Source organism: Pseudomonas neustonica, from assembly GCF_003797945.1.
Lineage (GTDB): Bacteria > Pseudomonadota > Gammaproteobacteria > Pseudomonadales > Pseudomonadaceae > Halopseudomonas > Halopseudomonas neustonica.
Window position 1 is genome coordinate 20159 of record NZ_RKKU01000012.1, and the last position, 19436, is coordinate 39594.

Annotated in this window: 1 protein-coding gene and 1 pseudogene; both read right to left on the bottom strand. The window is 57.9% G+C overall.

What is annotated here, in order from left to right; all coding sequences use genetic code 11:
- Positions 1 to 8: 8 nt before the first annotated feature.
- Positions 9 to 18278: a leukotoxin LktA family filamentous adhesin gene (locus EF096_RS10800; protein WP_158611267.1), complete on the bottom strand. Its 18270-nt coding sequence runs from the start codon at positions 18276 to 18278 to the stop codon at positions 9 to 11.
- Between the two features lie 268 nt (positions 18279 to 18546).
- Positions 18547 to 19434, bottom strand: a pseudogene (gene rluB / locus EF096_RS10805) (23S rRNA pseudouridine(2605) synthase RluB); the annotation flags it as partial.
- Positions 19435 to 19436 lie beyond the last annotated feature (2 nt).

The window sequence follows — 19436 nt, forward strand, 5'->3', positions numbered from 1 at the left end:
AGTTGTCATCAGATGTCCCACCGCTCCTCTTCACCGTCATTGTTGGTTGAGTCCTGCTGCCATTGCAGATTCACCGGCCCCATAACCCCCGGCACCTGCACTTGCGTGGCGGGCGCCGACGGGTAACCTGCAGCCTGATTCAGCAACTGCCCGAGCCGCAGATCCATCAGGTCAGGCGCGAGCATTGCCTGAGCGTACCGAGCCGCGGTGATGCCCTGATAATCAACCCCGCCGTCCTGATGCCCTTCGGCAAAGTTCGGGACACGGACCAGATGCGTAGCATCTCGGTGCAGTACATAGGCGTCGGTATAGGTAGATACGCCGTTCTGGAACAACCAGAACGCCTTATCAAGCTCGTACAACTGGACATTGGCTTCCGGCCGGTAAGCCGGCGACAGGTTATCCCCAATCAGCAGCGTCTGCGGGGTACGCAAGCGCAGGTAGTCGGCGTTGCGAATATCCGCGAAATCAGCAATCGCGCCGGAGGTTTCAAAGTCGGTGTACACCATGTCCAACAGCGAGGTATTAACCGCTGAGGCCTGAAGCCTGACTAATAAACGATCACCCGCAGCCCCGCTGTTGTTCAAGCCTTCTGCCAACAATTGCAGCGTACCAGTACCCGTATGCTCGGCTGTTAGCTGAACGTCTTGGGCGTGGAGATCTGCCGACTGGCCGAGTTGAGCATCTGCCACCTCAATTGCTGAGCCAGCCCAGAGACTCATGGACGGCGCAACGACCTGTCGGAACTGAATGTTCGCCGGAGAAGCAACACCCGCGCGCCAACCCGCATTGACTGTGAGGCCTGCATCAGCAACAACCTGATCACCACGGGTATCAAGCAGGCTATCGAGTAGCACCTGCCCACCCGCTAGTAAACGCTGGAAGCTGATATCCTCGTTCGCAAACCAGTCCTGATCGCCTCCGCTGACGCTCTCGTTAACCACAATCGCGCCCAGTGCCAGCAAATTCACATCCTGTTCAGCAAACAGGTTATCGAACGATAGGTGATGCCCCTCAGCATCCACGTTGCCCAATGCTGAGCTAACCGTGGTAGCGCGAATATCGCCCGTCGCGGTGAGCTGAATATTGCCGCTCAGCAACTCACCCTGATAGGGAACACCAGTAGAGATAACGCCGTTACCAACGGTAATTCCGCCATTTGCTGTCGCCAGCAGAATGTTGCCCCCTGCGGTGACACTGTCATCGATATTGATGAACTCGCCAGACGTAATGCTGACATGGCGTCCGGCAGTCACATTTGCCAAATCGACATAACCACCAACAATAAAGGTCAGATCTCTCCCCGCTTCAGCGGCACCACTTACATTGAGATCCTGACCGATACCTACGGTGAGATCGCGACCCGCTTTCAGCGAATAGGTACCACCGAAGCGCACCGTCGGCATGAACAGGCTGCCATTGGCAAGAATGGATACATCCCGCGCCGCTTCGACCAGCAGGCCCGTGATGTTGCCATCACCCTGATCTGCATCACCCGTTGCTTGCAGGAAGACATCGGCACCAAGGCTCTGAGCACGCCCAAAGTTCAGGTTGCGGCCAACCATGCGTACTTCGCCAACCGCCTCTGCGTTGCCGCCGAAGACATCACCATCGGTTTGCACCAGGATGTCGGCGCCGGAGTAGAGATGAGCCGGCACCAGCACATCGAGTGCGTCCGGGTCAGCCAGCTCGCCAAAGCGAATAGTGCCCGTGAAGCCAGGCTCGGCAGTCAGCGTCAGATTGCCGCCACTGCGGCCATTTGCGATGGTCAGATCACCCTTGGTATTCACTTTCAGGGTGGTCGCGGCCTGCACATTACCCAGCAGCGCAGACCCAGCTTGCAGCTCAACCGACTGTTGTCGACTGGTCAGCGACTGGGCGGCAAACAGCCCTTCTGATTGCAACGACAGAGCACCGGTTGTGCTGTCAACGCTGCCCAGGTTGGCAGAACCGACGTCGAACACAACATCGTTTTGAACATTTGCCTGCCCCCCCACCCAGTCACCTATGCCGGTGACCGACAAGTTGTCACCAACGTTCAAAACACCGTACTCCAGCGAGGTACCTGCCACGCCACGGTGCTGCAGCTGCGCATCACCCGTGACCTCTGCCTGGGTCAAGTTCAACAGGCCATCGACCGCAAGATTCAGGTCACCGGTTACATCCAACAACCCCAGCGAGGAACCAGTACCCAGCGACAACAGCGTATTCGAGCGCGCGTGCAGCGCATCAAGTTGCAGGTCGCCCGTGACATTGATGTCGGACAGCCCTTGCACCTCCGCTGTGCCCAACCGCGCGTTCCGTCCTACCAGCAGATCCAGTCGACCAGCGGCATTCAGCGCAGTTACATCCAGATCATTAGCAAGGTTCAGGTACATATCATCGGTGCGAGTCCAGAGCTTGTCGGCCGAGAGACTGCCGCCAACGAAGGAGAGCGTTTGATAAGCGTCCAGCAAACCTGCTGATAGCAAGCCCCCGTCGTTACCGAGCACCACCCGGCCGTTTTGGGACAGCAGCTCATCAATTCTCAACTCGTTTTGCTGCTGCAGGACAATGTCACCCGTTATCGCTGCAACCTGGGTCAGCTTAGGCAGGTCAACCAGCAGCGGTGTAACCTCGGTGCCGATACCGAGACCGGCCTCCAGCTCAGCGATACCCGCGTGCGTGCCGCGAAGATTGACCTGTCCGTCGCCGTTAGCCAGCAGCAAGCCACCTGCCTTGACCAGAAACTGCGTCGCGGCAGTGCCCGTGTTGTCCAGCAGGCCCAGACGCATATCACCGGTAGTCGTCAACGCAAGCGTGCCGCCAGTACTGAAGCGACTGCCATCTGCCATATCCAGGCTGCTTGCGATCACAGTCAGGTTGCTACCCGCTGTTGCACTGTCGGCAAGCGATACTGCATCCAGACTGTTGATCAGCAAGTGTCCGGCGGCCTCAGCTCGCTTCAGCTCGACCTTACCTTGTGCATCTAGCTGCATATTTGCACCGGACTGCAGGTTGCTAGCGGCCAAGTCTGCCTGGCTAGAAAGACTCAATAAGCCACCTGCACCGAACTCGCCAACCGACAGCGACTTACCGCTGCTAAGCAGCGCCTCGCCACCAGCGAGCCCCGATACTTCACCTGCTGCAGTAGATTCGAGCTCGACTTCCAGCGCCCCGCTTGCACCACGGATGTCGTCCCTGGCTAACAGATGGATATTGCGCCCACTGACACTCAACTGATCGAACTGCCCAAGCAGGCTGCCATCCAGCGCATTGAGGTGGATATCGCCAACCGCAAACACCTGACCAATACGGAAGTCGCCGTTTGCCCATTGCAGTGCAACATCCTGGCCAGCAGACGCCGCCAAAAGGCGTCCGCCAACGTTGAGTGTAAGCATGCTCTGCTCACTGTCATCGGTGCCCAGGCTACCAGTTCCGGCCAGCAGGGTCAGATCCTGACCAATCCCGAATCGACCGGTACCAGCTCCCTGTGCCGCAAGAATTCCGTCGGCAGCGGCCAGGCGCGCATTTTTTAGCGCGTTGACAACACCAACCTTGAGGTCACCAGCAGATTGCAGGTAGAGAGAGCCGCCGACATCAGCATCAAAGCGCTCGGATGCTTCCAGATAGAATGGTGAGGTACGGCTGACCGATAGACTGACCACCTCACCGCCCGCATTGCGATTCAACACAACATCGCCTGGCGCGTTAGCGACCGCAAGCGCAGCGGCCTGCTGAACGCTGAGGTTACCGTTTTTCAGATCGGCCAGACTAATTTCCAGCGCGTCGGCCAGTTGCCCCACATCACCAGCGACCTGAATACTGACATTGCGCCCGAACAAATTGGGCTCGGCTGAGCCCACGGAGGTGCCCGAAGATGGCCCAAGAGCGGTCTGGTCAATCGCATAGAGTAATTCGCCCGCTGTCCAGATTGCGTCATTGGTCAACGCATCAACCTGCACCGCAGATGCACTGTAAGCAAACGATGCGTCGTAACTCTGGAACGCACTCTGTGTGCGCCAGTCAGCGTCGATATTGCTGGCGAAGAAAGACTCAAGCTCGGCAAAGCGCTCACTGACAAACTGTTTTACCTGCGCGTCAGTCACGCCCGAGGCTCCAAGTCTCAGCTCTGCCAGCGGTCGAATAAATGCGAGGTTCGCGTCATCAAGCACAAAGTCCGAACCGGCAACACTGCCCAGCGCTTTTAGCTGCCAGTATTCGCGGTAACTGGCGTCAACCATATTCTGGAACGGCTTGACCGAGGTGGCGTAGATATTCTCTTCGGCGCCATAGGCTTCAGTCAGACTGAGTTTTTCCCACACCGCTTGGCGCTGGGATTCGTCCAGGGTATCGGAGGCGAGACGGCGGCCAGCATCATATAGCGAGCCACTCTGAACGCGAAGCCAGACATCACCGGTTTCGGACCGGATGCTACCTACCCAACTGTCACCTTCGGTTTCATGCAGGTAGATATCGCGATTAGCGAAAGCATTGAGCACGCCGTGCTCGCTACCCCCATTGGCAGTCGCTACCTCTTTGCCGTGAACGCGCAGCGCTTTGCCGCTCTCACCGATACCGCCAGCCACACTGGAGAGCGTGATATTACGTCCACGAACGTGCGGTGTAGTTGCCGCAACAACACTACTGCCCAGCAGGTTGCCGGACGCTGATATCACAACGTCCCCGCTGCCATTACCAGCATCAACCTGTTTGATGATCACATCCGAACCAATATCCAGATTTACGCCCGCAGAACCGCTCAACACCGATAGCGTGCCGCCGGGTGCCAAACTCGCGGCGAAGGGACTACCCGCATTGCCCACTTCTCCAGCCGCCGTCATCGTCAGATGCATGCTGTAGGAGTTAGCGTCCGGCATGCCGACGATATTGCCACCGGCAGTCAATACGGTACTTCCACCCGGATTGTTGAGCCGACCACCGACATACAGATCGTTGGTCGTGGTTGCATCGATTAAACCGGTAGCGTTGCCGATAAACGCAATCTGGAACGGGTTATCTGCCTTGACCGAGTGACTGATCGTGAGCTGCGCGCTGCGCGCAAAGCGATAACCCCACTGAGCATAGTACTCACCGGCACGATCACCACTGTCGTACTGATCACTGGCTTTGAAGCTCCAGTTACAATTTGAGCCAATACCGCCATCGCAGCCGTGGTAGTTAACCCCAATGCTGTAGAAATCCCCCACTGACCCACTAATGTCTTGCTCATACACCCCCTCGGTGCCATTACCATAGAAAAGGCTGCCACTGCCCACATTCCAGGGATCATTCGGCTGCCCGGAAGGGTAGTTCCATACCCAATCACTGACATAGAAGCTATCAGCATCTCGACTCACTTCACGTTTCAGCGACGCCTGCTGACTCCACCCATAACGCACATTAGCGTCCGGGGTGTAGGTTGCGCTGCTGGCCGATGAACTGCCGACCAGATAGGCACTGCTGATCGAGCTGCCACCGTTGCGGTTATCAAATACAGACAGGCCACTACCCTGAGTATGTACATACCAACTGCTGGCGTACTGGCCATTCACCCTATCTTTGAGCGTATCAACAATCTGAACAATACCCACTGAGCCGGCACCAGTATCAATATTGCCAAGTTGTAGCTTCGCCTGAGACAAATTACTTATGGTGACCTGTCCGTAGCCATTGTTGACTTCAATACGGCCAAGCGGATTGGTACTGATAATCGCCCCTTTCATGTAAACGAACCCACCGCCCGAAGCGTTGACATCGTCGACAAGAATGCGCTGATTCACAAAATCGTACTTGGCCGCTATTGGAGCGCTGCCTGCGGAGGCAGACAGATACCCAAGCGGGATATCTACCGCTGACACACAGGTACGGGACGCGCAGGCATGGTTGGCAAGCCAGCTATCCAAGCTCGCGCTAACGGTCAGACTACGGCTGGTTGCCTGACCGCTGGAGATAGTCCCGTTAATGTCGATGTAGCGCGCCTGAATACCCACCTGACCACCAACAATCTGCTTGCTCGCAGCACTGCCGGTCAGATCAGCCGAGTCATAGCTGGCCGTGCTCTTGTTTAAAGAGCGCAGACCAATGGTCGGTATCCAGGAAGCGGCGTTATCAATGCCGCGGAACTGCAGAGCACTTCCCGTGTAAGACTGCGCTGTAGACTGCGAGCAGTTTGAGCCACTACTCAAAGACGCCGGCAGACAACCACCAAAGAGAATGTCGCTGCTACCCGACTGGCCACTGCCGCCCGCCCGAATCAGCAAGCCCGAGTTGTTAAGCACTATCCCCACCGGGCCGTATACGTAGTTCGCGATCAACTCGATAGCAGTGTTGGCCGAGCCGGTCACACCAGCAAAACTCTTCCACTCGGATAACGGGTTGGAGCCCACAGCCCAGTAGCCATTGGGCTGGAATACCGACATCGAGCCTTCCGGTACTTCTATCAGTACCTGCTGCCCGTAGGTTGAGCCGAATTGGCCAAGAGACCCCTTGGCGTTGGAGATGTGCACCAGGCCGCCCAGGTTGTAGATATCCCCGGTAAGGAAAATAGCCGGACCATAGCTGACGTTACCGGAGTATCCCGCATAGCTGTTGTCGATACGGACTTCCGCCCGACGATCTGCGTTGACTTCATTGATCAGACCGCTGGTGAACTGGGAGCGTCCAGCACCGCCGGTAAACAGGACATGACCACCCGGTTCATCCGGAATCAGCGCATCGCCCAACAGAAGGTATTTGCTGCTGCGGTTGGTGATCTGAATCTTTGCCCCACCGTTGGCAGTCAAATTGCCGGACCCGGACAGGCTATCTGCGTTGACGGTGATATTGCCACCAGCCGCCAAGAGAGAACCCAATTCAATTGACCCGGTTGCAGTGCTGGAAATGGTGCTCAGCAGGATCTGCCTGGTAATCGGATCCATCCCCGAGTAACTATTCAGAAAGTCGGCCGGGACAAAGTTAGAAGTACTCAGTGCCGCAGTCGGCAGACCTGCGCTCTGGGTAATACTGCCATCGGCGGCAATATCGATGATCAGCTCGTTGTAGCGGCCAGCCAGGAATCGACCATCAAGCCGGGCAGAGCTGCCACGCACCTCGCTGGTGTGGCTATCACGGCTGGTAATCGGGATAAATCCGAGCTGATAACCACGCGCCTCGCCATCGGCAAGAGCTGAGGTAATTCCGTTGTAACCACCCACGGTAATATTGCGCGCAGCCAACACAGACGCGTTCTGCTCAACGATAACGCTGGCAGCGTTGTTAATATTGCTATCCGCACGCGCGTCAGGTACCGCAATGATACCCCGCACCACACTGTGAGCTACGCTATCGGCACTAATACGGGTCTGCCACAGACCCTCCGGATCACGCCCGGCGGACAGATCTATGTTGCCCAGTGCGGCTAGCGTTGCGTCATCGGCAACCGAGACTGACTGCAGACTGCTGATGTTTGCCTGCGCGTTAGCGGTACCGACCCCCGCCGCCCCCCACGTGCTGACGAGCGCCTCGATTGCCGTTGAAGACAGGGTGTAGGTCCCTAGACCAATCTGGCCATAGGCACTCAGGTAGGCGTCTTCCCCTACTTTCACGGTATTGGTAAAGGTCGCGTTGTGAACGTTATTGACCCCGCCTCCGGCAATGGCACCACCGGTGCTCAAAGTGACATCCTCGGAGGCTTCATGACGAGTGAAGGCTCGCGCGATCAGCTTGCCGTCGTAATCGCCACCAGCGAGACCGGCAACCAGGATGGTGCGCTCCCCGATATCGACTTTGCTATCCGCTATTACATCAGACTGATTGAAAACCGCCTGACCACTGATAACGCCACCACCGGCACCGGTCGCAGCCTCACCCAGATGGCGAGTGTAAATGTTTGAGTTGGCACTCAGTAGCACATCTCGCAGGACGTACAACTCGGCGTCGTCGCTGATTCGTGCGGTGGTGCTAACCGTGACCTCGTTGTCGGAACCAGCCCCGCTGCCGCCTATGACAGCGGCATTAACCGAGTTTGCATGGGTGCCGTAAAGCGCATTGAACTTAGCGGTGAGCGCCAGACTGGAGGCAGCGATATCAACCGCCTTGCCAATGTCTGCAAGCACGGTTCCAGAGGTCCGGGTACGCGCAATAGTGGCGTTGCCTGAAATCAAACCACCGCTACCGGCAATACTTTTCGCCTGATTGATATCTTCGCCATCAGCCGATACCAACAGATCAGTGATTAAAGAAGCACCGTCACGATCATTCGCCCGATCACCGAGAATAGCCTCTGTTACAGTGGTGGAACGCGCCTCGGCGACAGAAGCTCCTACGGCAAGACCGCCCACGGCAATACCCGTCGCCTCGGCATACTGCTGAGTATGGCTTTGTGCATCGATCTCAACGCGGCCGGAGGGCAGCTTCAGGTCGGTGCCAGTAGTTGCTCGTACCGACGAACTATTGATCGCCTCGGCAACCGAGCCATTGGCAGAAAAATATAGCCCGCCAGTACCGGCCATCGAACGTGCCCTGACCGCCGCCTCGTCCGGATCAACCTCTGAACCAGTGCGCTGATGGTCTAGCTTAGCCAAGATCTTGAGGCCACCAGTCCCTTTTACATCAACCGCATTGCCCAGCTTCGCAGTCACCTTGCTACTGCTCTGCGCCCGCGCGTAGGAAGCCCCAACGCCTGCCCCACCCGATACACTGACACCCGTGGCGCTAACATCAATCTGCGGTGCGGCGCTAGCCTGCACCAACACACCATTAGCCCCTCCATCCAGAATCGTACGATCGCCTACTTCTGTAGTGACCCGCGTGCTGTCGATACCCAGCGCGGCAACTGCGGTACCGGCCAGAAGCAAACCACCCGCTGCACCGACCGTTGTTACCTCTAACGCTCCGGCACCCTGAGCAGACAGGTTGATTCCGTTGGCGCTCAACTTGCTGTCAGCGGCAACGCTGACACCCACTTCGCTGTCACGCAGCCCGGTACCAATCACCAAACCCGCCGCAACAGCGCCAAACGCCGCACCATCTGCGGTAACTGATAAGCCCAGAGAATCTGCAGCCGAGGCGTTAAGGCTTGAGTTATAGCGTTGATCACCCGCCAGTTTGACGCTGACAATATTATTCATCTCAGCGACCGATACTGCAGCGCCAATACCTGCACCGAACCCGGCAGCACCGGTATAACTCTCGACCTTGACTGCTGGTTCGTCTTTAAGCGCTTTGCTTTGCGCCGTCGTCAACAACGATTCGGCTATTACGGTCGCATCAACATCAGTGGTCACTCGGGCATTAGAAAGGGTGTAAGACACAGCAGCACCCACTGCAGCAGTAGCCCCCAGCTGTAGCGATCCGCTTAAGTTTCGGGTAGCGATGGAATCGATAGCACTGACCTTGACGGCACCCAGACTATCAACGCGGCCGCCCTTGATACGCGCCAGTGTTTCATGGGAGTAAGTAGTACCTGCCTTGAGCCGATCGGCACTCGAGCCAATCTGGCCGCTCTGATTAATCAGGCTCGTCTCCGCCGAGTTGCTGCGACGCTCGACCACATACTGTCCGGTGGCGCTGTCGTAAACCACGGTATCGTACTCAGTAACCTGAGTATCGCGGCTGGTAAAGCCATCAACCATCGATAGCGTACCAGTGCCATTTTGATTCAGCTCATCCAGCGGGTCGGTACCTTCAACAGCAGTGGAACCCGACCCCAACATCAGTAAGCCAACACTACCACCCAGTGCCGCACTACCGCCGACGCCTCCGGTGACGGTATACAGCTCCACATCCACGTCGCGCGCGGCGCCCACCTGGATCGCCCCGCTGGTATAAACCTGCGAATCGAGAAGCATTGCCCGGGTTGCGTTGTTGGCGACCAGTACGTTCGCACTGGCGCCAAGGGATAAGCCTCCAACTGCGGCCGAGCCTGCATTGCTCAGGGCAATCAGCTTGTCATAAGCATCAACTGTAAGGCTTGCCGCCCGATTAGCCGACGAGCCCAGGTCGAGCTTGCCAGCGCCAGCTTCGGTCACGTTCTCAACGATGAACACGTTGACCGAACCAGCCATGGCCGCTCCACCACCGCTAACGCTAATACTATTACCCAAGAGGCGAGTAAGGCTGTCCGCCTCAATACTGATTGCACCACCGCTGGTGACGCTGGTACGCCCTTCAAGGCTACCTGGCTGAGCACCAAGCCAAGCACGGACTGTGCTGCGGTTGTAGCCGACGGCGACACCCGCACCGGCGCCCACCGCACCGCCAGAGGCTGTATCCGCACTGGGAGCCAGGCTATTGATGGCGTTGGCTGTGACATCCAGGCTACCGACAGTGAGATCGCTGCCACCATCCACCAGCGCCTCGGTACTACCTTCCAGAACCAGCACCGCCGCGCTACCTGCAATACCGACAATCGCGCCGGAGGCACTAAGCACAATGTTGCTGGCCGAGTTAGTCGCGTTTGCATGTACATCCATTGCGCCCCGAGTGGTAACTTTGGCACCACGTACCCGCGCAGTAACATCTCGGCTGATAACACCGGTATCTGCGGTTACGGCAACGGCCGCAGCCCCCAGAGATAACGCCGCATTCAATACGCCGCCAACGCTGTAACTGTGGCTCGCGGCACCAACGCTGACCTGCTGGTCTGCCGCCGCACCTGTATTACTTTGATTGATCTGCGCCTGGTCAATCGCCGCCAGGGTCGAACCACCCAGCACCTGGGTATTGCTGACACCACCGACCGAGGCACTAGCCAGTGGAACCAGCGAGACAGCAGCGCTCACGCTTATCTGCCCAGCCTGCTGCAACGAGGTTGCACGGACCGCCACGCCTTTTACCAACTCGCTGCCGGTACGCAGGTCAAGCGAGGGATCAAACTGCTCGGTATCGGCCCAAGCGTCCGGATCAGGGGCGTTCTCGACCTCACCATTGTCGACCGAAACACCATCACCCAGCGCCAGAGCAGTCACCTCAGTAGCCGCATCGCGGATGGCGGCCTCGGTATCGCTCTGCAACACATTGACCGTCAGCAGGCCGGATACTGCTGCATTGCCGCTGCCGGCAACCACACCTGCGGAGGAGTTGATGATATCGCTGTTGAAGGCGGTGACCGCAACGTTGTTCTGCGCCAGTACGCCAGCACCACCATTGATCAGCGCGCGCGCGCTGGTATCCAGGATACTGGTAGAGACTCCGCCGCTGGCCGCGACCGTTCCGGAGAACCCACCAGAAACGGAAATCGTATTGATTTCGGCATCCGACTGCGCCTGAACCGCCAGATCGTTCAGTGTGAAACCACCGTCCGTATGGCGACCAGAAACCCTTGCCTCAATGTCGTTATTGATACGGTTGATCGCTGTAGCAACCCCCGCAGCAACACTGCCCGCCGCCGCGATACCACCGGAGAGAGAGTTGATACTGGAGGCGTCACGCGCCTTAACCAGCATCTGATCCGCCTCACCGCCGCTGTTCAGAACGCGTGCGTATGTGCGTGCATCAATGTTGTTACTCGTGTTGGAGAACGCCGCAGCGCCCGTACCTGCTGCGGCGCCACTGAGGGCAAGCGTATCAATATTAGCCTGGGTAAGCGCCTCAACTCGGGCATCGGCACCAGCTGCCAGCTCCAGACTGCTGTCGCTGATCCACGCCTGACGCACTTGTGTAACCGTGCTGACCGCTACCGCACCAGCACCCGCTCCAGCACCCGCTCCTTGCACGTTGCCGGCCAGGGTCTTGATATCGACCTCGCCCTTGGTGACCTCGACGTTCAGTTCGCTAGCACCCTTGATTTCACTGCCTTCGATGCTAGCCGACTCTTCGCCGTCGACCACGTTGACTGCAATCGATGCTCCGACCGCGGCTGTACCGGCCCCGCCGCCGCCCAGTGCTGCCGAGCGAATCAGCGCATCGCCGCCGCTGGCCACATTCAGCAAGCCGGTTACCGTAACCAGCGAGTCCTCGATCTTCGCCACCCGCTTGGCGAGAATAATGTTATTGACGTTGGCCGCACCAACCGCCGTTCCGCCAGCGCCATTGATCACCGCGCCCAGGCCCCAGATAGTGCGCGAGCCTTCGGCAGCCGAGAGCGACAGACTGCCGACATTCGTCAATTCGCTAGCGAGAATCTCTGCACGCTCCTCACCGTCCAGGATATTAGTGGTAGTCGCTCCGTTAACGGCTACCGTACCGGCACCGCCACCAGCGACGGCGATAGAATAGATCGCCTGCTGCACGCCACTTTTCAGACCGGCATCGGTAAAGCCATCGATCAAACTAGCGCCCTCAATCAAAGCGCTGCGATCTGCCGCAATGCGGTTGACCGATGCAGCAAGCCCGACGGCAGCCGTTCCGCCACCGGTCACTGAGCCTGCCAGCGAAGCAATGGTGAGACCCGCACCGGCGCTGGCGTCCAGCGTCAGAGTCTGATCGTTGCCAAGGGCATTGACCGTACTGCCGGAGATGCTGACTTCGTCTCTGCCATTGATGTTGTTGGCAGCGAAGGAGCCGCCGACGCCAGCGGTTCCACCACCGGCAGCATCAATACCAATACTCCAGATTTCGCCGTCCAGAGCGGACACCAGGCTGGCGTCGCCGCTCAAATTGACCGTACTGTCGGTCAGCTTGGCCTCCCGTTCGGCGTCGATCAGGTTGACCGCAACGCCTGCGCCAACGCCAGCGGTACCGCCACCAGCGGCCAGGTTGAACGCCAGCGACCAGATGCTAGCGCCGAGGTTGGGCTGGCTGGCAGAAATGGACAGATTACGCGCGCTCATCAGCGCCGAAGAGAGCTCTGCCGTGGTGGTATCGGCAATACGGTTGTACGTCATTGCCGCGCCAACACCGGAGCCACTGGCAGAGACCGCACCCGATAGCGCCGCAGTAATGATACGGCTCTGCTGAGCTGCATTAAGCGTCGCGTCACCGGTCAGCTCGTAGGTACCGCCACTGACGTTAGCAGTAGCGCTCTGCTGCATGTCATTGATACTGAACGCAGCGCCCACCGCAGCGGTATTAGTGCTACCAGCGATACTACCGGCCAGCGAATAGAGGCCACCGGTTTTCAGCGCCTGAACGGTGAGATCATCTGCCTTGAGGGTGCGGCCGGTCATATCCAGATCCGCGGATACCTTGCCACGGCCAATCAACGCGGTAGCCGAGCCCGCAACAGAAATATTTGAAGCAACCGCGGCGCCAATGGTGCCCGCCAACACGTCGGTTTCATTGCGCGCAATAATACCCAGATCGCCGGTCAGATCGATATCGGTATTGGCGACGCTGGCGCTGTAGTCGCTGCCGTTGTAAACCACACCAATAGCGCCGCCGACTGCCGTCTTGCCGCTAGTGCCTGCGACGCTTCCAGCGATAGCCAGCACGGCTTCACCGGCGATATCGCCACTATCAAATAGATTACGTGTGGTGGTATCGGCAGTGCTGGAAGCTTCATCGGTATCGGTATCAATACCGTCTTCGCTGAACAGCTCATCGTTGGTCTCAGCCTCCACCTCAATCTGTGAGGTAGCACTGCTGCCAGTCATGTCCAGACCTGTTTCACTTAGCGCATTATCGGCACTGGCGTCGTAATTAAAGATACTATTCAGAGCACCACTACCCGGAACACTCGCGGCGGCGACGGTGACGTCTCCGCCAGTCAGTGACGAATCTGCGTTGTCAGTCTTGTCGACGTTCGCCTTGACCTTGTTGTTCATCACGACAACAAACAATGAGCCAGCGCCCGAACCACTCTGCTGGCCCGTGCTGGCAGCCACCGCCAGCGCGCCGGCTAACACGCGAGAAGCACTGTTGGCCTTGACCTCAAAACTGTCAAAATCACTAGCCGTGCTGCCCAGCCATTCGGACTCAAGCTGATTGCCCATGATAGCCAGAACCATCGAGCCGCCGGCGCTCCCGCCCTTATCCTTACTTACCGCAAAGGAGCCGCCGCCCAGCAGTGAGCGGGAACGGTCGTAGGCATTTACAGCAATAGTGCCGGGTGCGGCACTGCGCTGCGCAACGTCGCTATCAATCACCGCAGCGCGTGTCTGGTTGTTGAACACGCCGGCAGAGCCGGACAGAGCTACCGCCACGTTGCTCTCACCACCGGCAGCGACCGACAGCCCCAACCCCATGGCAATCTGATCACCCCCGCTGGCGGCCTGTACCTTGAGCAGATCATTACTGCGCAGAACGCTGTCCTGCATCAGCGCTTCGGTCACGTTGTTCAGCTGGTTGTAGGCGACCGCACCGGCTAATGCAGCGCTATGCTGGCTCTTGTCACCACCAGACAGCGTCAGGGCGCCTGCGCCGGAACCACTGAACTGGTGGGTCTGATTGAGCGAAAGCACATTGACCTTGCTGCCATCGGCATCACGCGGATCGAGTACGATACTGCCCAGATGGGCACGGTTCTTCTGCGCTGAAACGTTGACGCTGGCAGAAGCCGCAGCTGCCAGGCTGAGGCCTTCCTTGGTGGTACCGTCACTGCCGTCACTGCTGCTGTCACCGTTGAATGCAGTCTGCAGCTTTTCCCAATACTCGCCTATCTTGTCCATCGCCGCTTCACCAGTGGACACGGCGCTGTCCTGAGCGTTTTGCACTTCACCCGTAATCAGCGCAAGACCATTGGTCAACGAAGTCTTGATCGCCTCACCCAGGCTACCAGCCTTTTCCTGCGAGCCGGAGTCAGCCCCGCCGCTCTGGCTGGCTACGTCGTCCTGCTGTTCCTTTTCCTGCTCCGAGCGCGCCAGCGCGCCGGCAATCGAGAAAGCACCACTTTGCCCGGAGCTTTGTGCGCTGAGCGTAAGATCGTTGACCAGCCAGTTGCCCCGGGTGCTATCTGTCAGCCCCGTCGACAGGTAGTCAGGCCGCCAGCCGACGTTGTTGCCAACCAATGCGTAAACATCCGTATTGACGACGTTCACTGCGACGCCGGCCCCGATACCGACATTTTCGGACGCAGCGATAGCACCAGCAGCGCTCCACAAGCCGAGTTCGTGCTCAGCATCAAGGGTTACGCTACCCGCCGTCACATCGGTACTGTTGTGAATGGAGGCATGCACGGTACTGTCGACCACGCTGACCACAATAGAGCCGTTACCGGCCACACTCGCGCCTTTGCCGGCCGAGGGACTGACCGCAATGATCAGTTCGTCCTGTAGCGCACTGACATTTACCGACTCGGCGGTAAGACTGCCGTTTGCACCAATGCCAGCGACCGCCTGGTTGTCGGTGATCTGGATGTTGAGACCAGCACCCACCGCACCACCATCCTTGCTTGTGGTGCCGAACAAAGCATCGAAGTTGCCGGCAACTGCCAACTGTTCAAGCTGGTTATCAGCGACGACCTGCAATGGAGCAGACCATTCCCAGCCCAGCGTACGCAGGGCTTCACGGCGCCTTTCCAGTGCAGCGGTGCTGTCCAGCTCTGGCAGCACGGCGGCCAGCAAGCTGGACCAGGCCACATCGTCGTTGGAGGTAGCCGTCAGATTGACGTTATCACCCGCCCACGCGCGGGTATCAATACGGTTCTGTAGAATCGACAGCGAGCCAGCCATGCCAAGCTTGTCAGCTTCACCCGTCGAATTCGCGTACTGGGTGGCAATTTTGCCGACGACCGCTTGAGGGCCTTCACTCAGCAGCTTGAGGTTGGCGTAGACCTGTTTCAGTGAACTCCAGCGGTCCAGCCCAAGCAGCCCGATAGGTTGCTCGAAACGAGCGCCCACACCAATGCGGCCGGCATTGACCTGGGTACCATCGCCGATGATGGCATGGGTTTGCTGATCCAGCTCGGTATATACTGCGGCGACGCTAAGCGACACCTCTGCGCCATCGGTCGTTCCGTCCTCACGCTTGGCCGAGGCATTCACGGTGCTTTCGGCGGCGTTGTGCAGATTCTGTTGCTGCTGCCATGCATTCACTACCAAGTCGCCACTGACGTCGATAATCGGCGCGGCGGTGCCGCCACCCAGTACCGATCTAACACTGTGATCAGACAGGGTCACGTCCACCGCCGATGCCAAGCGGAACTTGCTTTCAGTCGCGGGCGTAGAACTATCGGTATCGTCCTTGGCTTTGGGTGTAATGCCAAATAAGTCCTTGAGGCTATCGCCCAAGTAATCGGTGACTGGTTTGGCGACCTGCTCATTGGCCTTCTTCTTGAGCTTGTCGAGATACCCCGGTTCGGACGCACCAGCAGAGACAGAAACGGACGTGATCTGCTTGTAGACTAGGTTGGCCGCGTTAACATTCAGATTACGAGCACCGGATAAATCCGCACTGAACTCGGCGTAGGTATCACTATTGAACAGTGATACCCCGACCGCCGGCCCGCCGGTGGCACCCTCTCCGCTGGCCTTGAAGCTGACGCTGTTTTCCAGCTCCTGCTCGGTCAGGGCAAGTACGCTGACATCGCGGCCTACGGTCAAATTGACGCCATCAGCGACTACCGCGCGGGTAGTGATATCGCTCATCGCCATGCCGAAGCCAAGACCCATGGTTTTCAGCGCATTGCCTTCGCCGTCCACACTGTTTTCCGCGGCAGCAGTAACTGACAGGCTATTGTCACTGTGCGCAACTACCGTTAGATCCTGACCGACGTTGAGCGTGGCACCCTCGTTTATCGCCACTTCGGTCAGCCCGGAAATCTGACCGTACGCGGCATCAAAGCCAAACGGAATTTTCTTGCCGAGAACCGGAATACTCCAGGTGGAGCTGGAAACATTGCGCGAAGTGGACGCCCACGCGGTCAAATCTTCAGACGTGTTGAGGTTGGCAGTGGCACCAATATCAACAACCGCATCAGCCTTGGCGATGTAGGCCGAGAGGTTCGGCACAAGCAGGGTCAGTTCGCTGAAGTTGGTGGGTGTTTCGAGGAATGCATTGGTATCTGTGGTACCAGCATACGCCTTGATCGGATCAGCCAACGTATCGAGCACGTTGGCCCAGGTTTCCGCTTCGGTCCAGCCATTATCGGATGCAAGCTGGGAGATGTCGTTCTTGAGGTCGTACTTGCTGAGCAGCATACCGAGAATATCTCGGGCGACCCCGGCACGTGCATCAGCTGTGATGGTAACGTTGCGGCCGGTGATACTACCGTCCACGTCAATCCGGGCGCCGGCTTCAGCGTACCCTGCCATCTGCCGATTAAGGCCATAGGCATCCAGAGTGACATCTCCGGCATTGGTACCGGTGGCATGGCCAGCATCCAGCTCTGCATTTTCGCCAATGATGATCTCAGCCTTGCCGAGATTGGCCGACAACCATGGATTGGCCTGACGCTCAATGCCATTCTTCAGCTCATCAAGGGTCTGCGCCTCGGCATCCTCGTCGCAGAAGGTACAACTGATATCGCTTAGTGCGTTAAGGGCAATATCGCCCGAACTACCTGCGCCGGTGGCGCGGGTGACGATACGAGCGTTGTCGGTGAGAGTAATTGAGGGCGCTTCAACGATGACATCACCGCCATCTTTGCTGTTCTGACCAGTGGTGCTGATTAGCGCATTGCCGTTGAGCTCCAGTGACTTGCGCGCGGCAACCTGCACCTGAGCACCAGAGTCATCAGCCATCAAGGCAGCCAGCTCACCAGAAATCTCAACATTATCGGTGGCGGTAATAACGATACCGCCATCAGCACGGGCAATACCGTCGCCAATAGTCAGGCCGTCCGTATTCACCGTACTGTTGAAGACAGTGCGGGCGACATCTGTGCCAGACTCCAGTCCGGCGGTTGCCTCGATCAGAACGGATGCGCCATGCAGCTTGATCGAACCATTGGTGTTGACCATACCACTGATGACAATGGCGTTGCTGCCGTCACTTGCCAGCTCGGCGCTGGGTAGCTCACCAGCCGCCAGCTTGGCCACATAGTCGTCAGCCTGATCACCGGTCATTGCGCCATCGACTACGGCAACACGGTGAAGCTCGTCCATGGTCGCGGTATTGGGGGTAGTAACCGTTAGACTGCCTACGTTCACAACACCGGAGGAGCCGACTACAAAGCCGTGTGGGTCAGCAAAAATGATATTGCCGCCAATCTTGCCGCCTTTCAGGCCATTCAGCGTGCCGTTGACCACCGCGCGCGAATCATGCACGAGGTTAACCAGATTATTGGCACCACCCGGCACGTGGAGATTAACCGTGTTACCCGTATCGACAGTGAAGTTACCGAAGGAGTTGAAGCCGGTCTGGCCACGCACCGTTCCGGTGCTGATATCGGTATTAGCGCCGCTGACGGAGATAACGGTATTGGTCTGCCCGCCACTGCCAGTGTGCAGCGTAATATCATTGGCCAGGCTCCATCCCGGCAGCAGCCCAGACGCCAACATGAGCGCCGTAAGCGGGTGCTTGGGTGAAGGGTTTCTATTGAACAACCCATTATTTTTTTTCGTTCTTATCCCTGAAGCACGCATGTCAACCTCACTGTTGAACATCAACTAATGGAGCGACAATAGCAAAGCACCCTGCTCACCTCAAACAATTGCAAAAAAAAAGATCAAAAAAATGGCGATTAAAAAAAAGGCAAAAAAAAAGGCAAAAAAAAGCGCCACTAATATGGCGCATTTTTTAAACTCTACTAGTCCTTCAACTTCATTTGCGCGGCACCTTGGTGCGGCGAGGCTGACGGGCCTGGTGCATCGACGGCTTACGCGCCAAACGCTGCTGCTTCTCCTTTTCACTGGTTTTCAACACAGGCAGCTTGATCGGGTCCAGTCCCACTTCAAGGCTCAGGGCATCCAGTTCGTTTTGCTTCAATTCGCGCCAGCGACCAACCGGCAGTTCCGGCCCGAGAAACACCGGCCCGAAGCGCACACGCTTCAGACGGTTGACGCGCAGACCCTGGGATTCCCACAAGCGGCGTACTTCGCGGTTACGACCTTCTAACAGGCAAACGTGGAACCAGCGGTTGATACCTTCACCGCCGGAAGCCACCACATCAGTAAACTTGGCAGGACCATCCTCAAGCATGACGCCTTCTTTCAGGCGCTCAATCATCTCGTCTTCCACCTCACCCATCACCCGCACCGCGTATTCACGGTCCATTTGATAGGACGGGTGCATAAGGCGGTTAGCCAACTCGCCGTCTGTCGTAAACAGCAGCAGACCCGTGGTATTGATGTCGAGACGACCGACGTTGATCCAGCGGCCCTGTTTCAGACGCGGCAGTCGGTCAAAAACCGTGGGGCGACCTTCAGGGTCGTCGCGGGTACAAACCTCACCTTCGGGCTTGTTGTAGAGCATGACGCGGCGCACGATTTCGGTGTTCAAGTCACGCTTGAGCGGACGTCCATCGACACTGATCTGATCGAGACTATCGACGCGACAGCCCAACTCGGCAACATGACCGTTAACGGTGACGCGGCCAGCGGAAATCCAGCCTTCAACTTCGCGGCGCGAACCCAGGCCGACGCGTGCGAGTACTTTCTGCAGCTTTTCGCCAGGAACTGGGATAGAGGGGGATTCGGTTTCGGTTACATCAGTCATGC